We start from the raw sequence: 7720 nt of genomic DNA, 5'->3' as shown, positions 1-7720 counted from the left end.
TCCGACTTTGGGCTTTCATCGCCTTTATGAACGACCTCGAGGCCGTATTTTTACCGACTTTGGGCTTTCATCTCACCTATGAACGACCTCGAGGCCGTATTTTTACTGACTTCGGGCTTTCATCACCCTTATGAACGACCTCGAGGCCGTATTTTTACCGGCTTTGGGTGTTCATCGCCACTATGAACGACCTCAAGGCCGTATTTTTTCCGACTTCGGGCTTTCATCGCCCTTATGAACGACCTCGAGCACTATTTTTTACCGGCTTCGGGTGTTCATCGCCACTATGAACGACCTCAAGGCCGTATTTTTTCCGACTTTGGGCGTTCATCGCCCTGCGGAGGACATTTTTCACTTATTTTACCTTTTTGCCACAGTTAGGACTTGATCGTTTGGTTAACCGGTTTTTCCGGAATGGATACTTGAACTTTTTTCGTGAAAGCGCTGACAGCAAGCATGACGACCGAGTTAATCGTAATGGCGACAACGCCAATATCAAGGTCTTTAATAAATTGAGGAGCCGCCGGGAAGAGCGTTGCCACTGTCGTCCCTGACAGGGTAAAGAACGCAACGAGGATCACACCGACAATCATACCGGCGGAAGCCCCGGCTTTACTGACAGGGTTTTTCCTAATAAAGCTGAATACTAAAGGCGGGAACAGCTGGAGGACAAAACTGTAAGCCATGGTGAGAAGTGCAAGCATTGTGTTTCCGCCAAAGAATGTGAAGTATAAGGAAACTAATGACACTATTGGCACAAAGATACGTGTTAATTTGGCAAGATGATTATTCGATGTATCGGGTTTAATTGCTTTATAAATATTTTTCGATAAGATTGTCGCCGCTGTCAAAATTAACATTGAGCAAGGAATAAGAGCCGCGAGCATTCCTGCTGCTCCGGTAATGCCGACAAACCAAGGCGGAAAAGCTTCCTTTGTCATTCTAAACAAGGCAAGGTCAGTATCTGCTCCTTGCAAGTTCGGGATTTGCAAAGCAGCGGTAAAACCGATAAATAGAATAAACACTAGAATGATTTGATATATGGGCAAAATAGCTGCGTTTTTTCGAAGAGTGGACTCATCTTGAGAAGATAAACTCGCCCCAAAACAATGAGGCCACATATATTGACCCAATGCTATCGTTACGCAAAGGGATATATACCACGAGATGCTCATCCCCTTATCCTGAAGCAATAAAAAGCTTGGTTTTGCCGCATCTAATGTTTCGAACATCGGCTTTATACCGCCGAAATAATGGAAAGGCAGATAAACGCCCAAAATGACAATGACACCGATCATAAGGATATCCTTTAACACGGCTGTCCAAGCTGATCCGTGAATGCCTGATACGTATACGAAGACGGTCACGATAATCATGCCGATCCAAACAGCCATCGTTGGAGAAATCATGCCGTATGATGTTTCAGAGACAATAATCTGAAATCCCTTTAATTGTAAAACGATATAAGGAATCATAGAAACCACACCAATCATCGCAACCAGGAACCCTAGTGGCTTGCTGCTATACTTTTTTGCAAAAAAGTCCGACTGTGTGAGCAGCTTATGTCGCTTCGCGTAACGCCAAATAGGGGGCAATATCCAGAAGGGCACAATGTAAGTCAATGCGCAAAATATATATATGGAAGGACCGCCGAGTCTGTATGCCGCTCCGCTCGCGCCGAGAAATACAAACGTCGAAAACATCTCCCCTGCCATAAGAACAAACATAATTAAAGAACCGAAGTTTCTGCCCCCGACCGCCCACTGTTCCAGCTTCATTTCCTGGCCTTTTCGAGCGCGAATGCCTAAATAAAAAGCCAAGGCAAGGATTACAATAACTTATTCTCCTCCTTTCTCTCATAAATCACACAGCTGATATAAAGACAGACCGATGTCAGGATCAGCCAAGCTGTTGCCCAGAAGACAATGAAGGGTAAGCCAAGAATATAAGGTTCCACCCGATTGATGACTGTTAATGAACCAACTGTGGGTATAATGCTTAGTAAAACAATGAGTTTTTTCATTTAACTAATCCCCCTTTTATTAAAAATTGAAAGCGCTTAAAGGCAGTGTAATTACTCATTACTTTGCAAGTTGTGTGCCAAATAAAAAACCTTTAACTCCGGGAAAAATAAACCCTAAAGTGAGTAATAATGAACTCAAGTCCAAGGCCTGAAAATGCAAATATTTCACTATAAACCTTTTTCTCGAGAAACAAATGAGTTGATTACTACTCAATCTGAGTCATTAAAAACTCCCATTCGACATATAAAAATGACTTGTTTCATAATTATTTATAGTTGTAAAATTAGAGTGACTAGTCCTTCTCTTCAAAAAACATCCGTTAAAGGGGGGAGTCTTTCATGCAGCGCATTCAAGAGACGATTGAAATGAGCGTTGAAAAATTCCAGAAGCTGCTTGATTATTCATCCGACGAAATTTTCGTCCTAGATCATCTGAAAAGAATCGTTTATGTTAATAAAGTTTGTGAAAGACACTATGGGTTGAAACCAGATGATGTTATAGGCAGATACAATGCTGACTTTTTTAAAAAAGGATATTGGAAGCCGTCGATCGTTCCCCTGGTCTTTGAGCAAAAGAAACCTGTCTCAATCAAGCAAACGACATACATCGGCGGAGAACTTCTAACAACCGCCATACCGATATTAAATGAGCAAGATGACATTGAATTTGTTGTCGTCACCGCACAAGAATTGCACCATTTAAAATTAATCAGGGACTCTCAAGATGATGATGGCGGTCAGTATCTTCTGGACTCAGAAGAACCTTCTAATCTGGCCTTTTTTACTAACTGCGAAACCATGAAGAAGGTGATCGGGGTTTGCAAAAAGATAGCCAATGTCAACTCCACAGTCCTAATTCAAGGAGAATCCGGTACCGGAAAAGGTGTTTTGGCCCATTATATACACCAAATAAGTCAAAGAAACAAAGGGCCTTTTCTGAAAATAAACTGTGCGGCGATTCCCGAGCATCTATTAGAATCAGAGTTGTTCGGCTACTCAAAGGGGGCGTTTACCGGAGCTAGTGAAAGGGGCAAGCAGGGACTCGTTGAGCAAGCTGATAACGGCACGCTTTTTTTGGATGAGATCGGGGAAACATCGCTTAAAATCCAGGCTAAGCTGCTTGAACTGATTCAAGAACATCAATTTATCCCTGTTGGAGGAAGAAAGCCCAAAAAGGTCAACATCCGAATTATTGCCGCGACAAATCGCGGCTTAAGTGATATGGTGCAAAATAAAGAATTCAGAGAGGATCTTTTTTACAGGCTGAACGTCATTGATCTTAAGATACCGCCACTGCGCGAGCGATACGAAGATATCATTCCATTAACCTATTATTTTCTTAATGCGTTTAATAAAAAATACGATGTTAACCAGTTGATTTCACAGGAATGCCTGAACATTATTGCTAATTATCACTGGCCGGGCAACATTAGACAGCTTGAGAATGTGATTGAAAGACTCGTCATTACGAGCGAATCGCTGATTAAAAGCGAGGACCTTCCGAGTGACATTTATGAAAGCGGGCGTGACTTAGGCTATCAATTATCATCCTATCAATCGCTTGATGATGCGATATCAGGTATTGAGAAAGAAATGATTCGCAAATCATATAAGAAACACCACAGTTCCCGCAAGGTTGCGGTCGATTTGAAGATCAGCCAAACGAGGGCGAACAATCTCATCCGCTCCTTTTGTCAGGATTTGAAGAAATAATGAAGAAAAGCGAACACTCACCACATGTTGTGGTGAGTGTTCTTATAGCGCTTATCTGAAAAAGACTTTACTCATTTCAATCCATTCCTTTTCAGCCTCAGGAACATCTTCTTCGGCATAAATAGCTTCAACGGGACAAACAGCCTCACATGCGCCGCATTCAATGCATGCATCCGGATCGATGACATACATATCACCGCTCTCATGGATACAATCCACCGGACATGTCTCAATGCATTCAGCCGCTTTTTCATCTTTGCAAGGTGACGTAATCACGAATGCCATTCAAGTCTCCCCCTCTCACGCAAATAGACTCGTGCTGTGCTGCGGCTGCAATCGTGCTTTAGGATCAATATAAGCTTTTGCGTTGCTGACAGCAATTGGGGCTTCGCCAAACCCTGTCGCAATTAACTTTACTTTTCCGTCATATGTTGCAATATCACCGCAGGCATAGATCCCTGGGATGGATGTTTCCATTCTTGAATTGACAGTAATTGAATTTTTCTCGATAGCGAGTCCCCATTCTTTTATTGGGCCGAGTGAAGAAACAAAGCCGTAGTTGACAATTAATGCGTCTATATCAATCGTTACCCGCTCTTCACCCTTAACCTTTTGGATCGCTAACTGATTGATTCGATGCTCATCACCAATCAATTCAATCGGTTCATAGGGCGTATGAATGTCAGCCCCTGATGTCATTAATGCTTTGACACTATGCTCATGAGCGCGAAATGCTTCACGTCGGTGAATGATGCTGACCTTTTTGGCAATAGGTGTCAGCATCAATGCCCAGTCGACTGCGGAATCGCCTCCGCCGCAAATAGCGACATGCCTGTCTGTGAATCGATTCATATCATTGACGAAATAATGAAGGTTCTTCTCTTCATACCAATCCGCATTGTCCACCTTTAATGGCCGGGGTTGGAAAGCGCCTACTCCCGCTGTTATCAATATTGTTTTGGAATGATGAAGCTCTTGGTCAGTATATATGTCAAACGACCCATCAGCTGCTTTTTTTACATTCTGAACGGTTTGATCTAAAACAATTGAAGGATTAAATTGCAGAGCTTGCTCTCTTAAATTTCCAACGAGGGTCTGAGCCCGCACTTTGGGAAAACCGGCAACATCATAAATATACTTCTCAGGGTATAATGCTGACAGCTGACCGCCAAGCTGCGGCATGCTTTCAATCACTTTCAGCCGCATTTGCCGCATACCAGCATAGAAAGCCGCAAATAAACCTGCTGGTCCTCCACCAATGATGGTAATATCAAATATATTTTTATCGCACATTTTCTTAAGCCTCCCTTCCCAATCGAACTGTGCCCAGTCACTTTAGACAATTGACAGGTATTCTACTATTCGGCTGCCGACGTCTGCTGTTGAAGCCTGCCCTCCCATATCAGGTGTCAGGCATCCGCCATCAATTAATAGCCTTTCAATCGCCTTTAACAATCGCTTGCCTTGATCATCATAACCTAGGAAATCAAGCATTTGACTTGCAGACCATACCGCCGCAAGCGGATTGGCAATCCCCTTTCCCGCAATGTCCGGTGCTGATCCGTGCACAGGCTCAAACATCGATGGATAGCGGCGTTCCGGGTTAATGTTGGCGCCTGCGGCAAGGCCTAATCCGCCGGCAAGAGCCGCACCCAAATCCGTCAGAATATCGCCAAATAAGTTTGACGTCACAACAATTTCAAACCGTTCCGGCTGCTGAACCATGAACATGCTTGCCGCATCGACCAAATACGACTGCGTTTGGACATCTGGAAATTCCTTGCCAACCTCTTCAAAGATTTGATCCCAGAAAACCATTGAGTAATTCAGCGCATTGCCTTTACTGACACTCGTTAAGCTCCTGCCTTCCGACTTCGCAGTTTCATAGGCATAGCGAATGATCCGCTCCGTTCCTTTCCTTGAAAAGACGCCGGTTTGCAAGACAACCTCTTCTTTTTGACCTTTATAAAGCCAATCACCCGCCCCTGCATATTCACCTTCACTATTTTCACGAATAACAAGCATGTCAATGTTATCCTTTTTATCATTTTTGAGCGGGCACATATTTTCATGCAGCAACGTTATTGGCCGTAAATTGACATATTGGTCGAATGATTTTCTAATCTTAAGAAGCAGATCCCATAAAGAGATATGGTCGGGCACCCCAGGATAACCGACGGAGCCCAAATAAATCGCATCAAACTCTTTTAGCTGCACAATGCCGTCTTCGGCCATCATTTTGCCATGTTCCAGATAATACTCACACCCCCAGGGGAAATAAGTAAAATCAAAATCGAAACGTGAATCTGTTTCTGCTAGTTTCGTTAATGCTTTAACCCCTTCATTGATGACTTCCGGGCCAATGCCGTCACCAGGAATAACTGCGATCTTGTATGTTCTTGTCATTATTGCACTCTCGTCTCCTTTATTCTTCCAGGTTAACAACGACGGTGACGGTCTCAAGCATTTCCTCCATGGCATAAGCGGGGCCCTCACGGCCAATGCCGCTTTCTTTTACCCCGCCATAAGGCATTTGATCCGTTCTGAAGCAGCATGTGTCATTGATGATCACGCCGCCGACATCTAGCAAATACGGGATTTTAAATGATAGACTAAGATCTTTCGTGTAAATGCCCGCCTGGAGACCATACTTGGAGTCGTTCACCATGTCAATCGCTTCTTCTATCGTATCGTACGTTGATACGGATACGACAGGGGCAAACACTTCTTCATCAACGACTTTCATTCCCTTATATGCATCCGTTATCACGGTAGGATAATACATGCTGCCTTCGCGGTAACCGCCTGTCAGTATTGTTGCCCCAGATTGCTTTGCTTCATTGACCCATTCTTCTATTCTTTCAGCTTCCTTTTCACTGATCATTGGACCAACATCCGTATTTGGATCGAGCGGATCGCCGACCTTAAGCTGTGAAACACCTTTTAGGAAAGTTTCCATAAACTGTTGCTGTACCGATTGATGGACAAAGATCCGCTGGACAGAAATACAAATTTGCCCTGCGTGTGCAAAAGCCATCTTTGCAAGTTTCGCTGCGGCACTTGCGATATTCGCATCCTTATGAACAATGGTTGCTGAATTGGACCCTAATTCAAGCGTCACTTTTCGCAAACCAATCGTTTCCTGGATGTGCTTGCCGACTGCCGGGGAACCGGTAAATGTATAATGGGCGATACGCGGATCGGTCAACAATTGTTCTCCGACAACGGCCCCGCTGCCAACGACACATTGGACATAGCCCTTTGGAACCCCCGCCTTTTCTAAGAGTTCACAAAGCTTCAGAGCCGATACCGCAGTATTGGAAGCCGGCTTAATAATGACCGGATTGCCTGCAGCAAGTGCTGGCGCGACCTTGTGTGCCACGAGATTCAGCGGAAAGTTGAACGGCGTGATTGCACCGACAATGCCAACCGGTTTTTTAACAGTGTAAATGAACCGTGTGTCCATACCAGCTGCGGCTTGAGTTGGAATAATCTCTCCTTTTAATTTCTTAGCCTCTTCAGCTGCTAATAAAAAGGTGTTAGCCGTCCGCTTCACTTCAGCTAAGGCGTCTTTTATCGGCTTCCCGCCTTCAATCGCAATCGTACCCGCCAGATCATCTATATGCTGTACCAGCAATGTTGAAGCCTTTGCCAGAACAGTGTAGCGGTTTTCGGGAGAAAAGGCACCTCTTTTAAAAGCCAGATCAGCAGCCTCAATCGCATCATTGACTTCCCTTTCCCCTGATTCACTGACTTCAGCAAATAATTCGCCATTGTATTTGTTATAAATCCGGTGCACCCCGGGGGTGCCTACCCATTCCCCATTTATAAACAGGTTTTGTTTCATTGTTGCTGTCTTTTCCATAAAACGACCTCCTTGTATTCGTGACGTATTGTCAAAACTTTATATAGAAATAAGTTATAAAATCCTATAATAAAGGGCTTTTTAAGCAAAAAACTTGCCACCCCCTAAATTCTAGAGAT

The 7720-nt window shown here is 44.0% G+C and carries 7 protein-coding genes; 1 reads left to right on the top strand and 6 read right to left on the bottom strand.

Annotated elements, in window-relative coordinates:
• Window positions 1-377: 377 nt before the first annotated feature.
• Both EV207_RS22680 and EV207_RS22675 read right to left on the bottom strand, forming a co-directional pair.
• A complete protein-coding gene (locus EV207_RS22680; protein WP_424511393.1) occupies window positions 378-1835 on the bottom strand; it encodes a sodium:solute symporter family protein in 1458 nt (485 codons plus the stop codon).
• Window positions 1829-2023, bottom strand: a complete 195-nt coding sequence (locus EV207_RS22675; RefSeq protein WP_132748700.1) for a DUF3311 domain-containing protein — start codon at window positions 2021-2023, stop codon at window positions 1829-1831. Before EV207_RS22675 ends, EV207_RS22680 begins: the two co-directional genes overlap by 7 nt.
• Before the next feature lie 339 nt (window positions 2024-2362).
• On the opposite strand from EV207_RS22675, the gene EV207_RS22670 reads away from it, so the two are divergent.
• Window positions 2363-3736, top strand: a complete 1374-nt coding sequence (locus EV207_RS22670) for a sigma-54 interaction domain-containing protein (RefSeq protein ID WP_132748697.1) — start codon at window positions 2363-2365, stop codon at window positions 3734-3736.
• Between the two features lie 51 nt (window positions 3737-3787).
• Here the strand turns inward: EV207_RS22670 and EV207_RS22665 are convergent, their stop codons facing one another.
• From EV207_RS22665 to EV207_RS22650, 4 genes are read right to left on the bottom strand one after another with little or no spacing between them, the layout of a single operon-like run.
• Window positions 3788-4021, bottom strand: coding sequence for an indolepyruvate ferredoxin oxidoreductase subunit alpha (locus EV207_RS22665; RefSeq protein ID WP_132748694.1), 234 nt, complete (start codon window positions 4019-4021; stop codon window positions 3788-3790).
• A gap of 15 nt (window positions 4022-4036) precedes the next feature.
• Entirely contained in the window at window positions 4037-5029 is a 993-nt protein-coding gene (locus EV207_RS22660) for an NAD(P)/FAD-dependent oxidoreductase (RefSeq protein WP_132748691.1), read from the bottom strand.
• A 42-nt stretch (window positions 5030-5071) separates the two neighbouring features.
• The gene (locus EV207_RS22655; protein WP_132748688.1) at window positions 5072-6142 is read right to left on the bottom strand and encodes a tartrate dehydrogenase; all 1071 of its coding nucleotides are present in this window, start codon (window positions 6140-6142) and stop codon (window positions 5072-5074) included.
• A 19-nt stretch (window positions 6143-6161) separates the two neighbouring features.
• A complete protein-coding gene (locus EV207_RS22650) occupies window positions 6162-7601 on the bottom strand; it encodes an aldehyde dehydrogenase family protein (RefSeq protein ID WP_132748685.1) in 1440 nt (479 codons plus the stop codon).
• Window positions 7602-7720: the final 119 nt, after the last annotated feature.

Origin of the sequence: Scopulibacillus darangshiensis (assembly GCF_004341035.1) — a bacterium.
GTDB lineage: Bacteria > Bacillota > Bacilli > Bacillales > Sporolactobacillaceae > Scopulibacillus > Scopulibacillus darangshiensis.
Note: the sequence above shows the minus strand (reverse complement) of the source record. Positions and strands in the feature narration are given on the sequence as shown.